General features: G+C 43.9%; 1 protein-coding gene. It reads right to left on the bottom strand.

Features of this window, described 5'->3' with window-relative positions:
* A partial coding sequence (locus tag MiSe_RS50480; RefSeq protein WP_226595155.1) for a tetratricopeptide repeat protein occupies positions 1-246 on the bottom strand: 246 nt, incomplete at both ends.

Here is a 246-nt window from a genome sequence, read left to right as displayed (position 1 = left end):
TAATTCAAACTTTGGGCAACATCCGGATGGTCTTCTCCCAGCAGTCTTTTTCTCAATTGTAAAGCTTGCAAATACAAAGGTTCCGCTTCGCTGTAGCGGACTTGAGAATTGTAGAGTCCTGCCAGATAATTCAAACTTTGGGCAACATCCGGATGGTCTTCTCCCAGCAGTCTTTTTCTCAATTGTAAAGCTTGCAAATACAAAGGTTCCGCTTCGCTGTAGCGGACTTGAGAATTGTAGAGTCCT

It is taken from the genome of Microseira wollei NIES-4236, from assembly GCF_020521235.1.
Classification (GTDB): Bacteria; Cyanobacteriota; Cyanobacteriia; order Cyanobacteriales; family Aerosakkonemataceae; genus Microseira; species Microseira wollei.
Note: the sequence above shows the minus strand (reverse complement) of the source record. Positions and strands in the feature narration are given on the sequence as shown.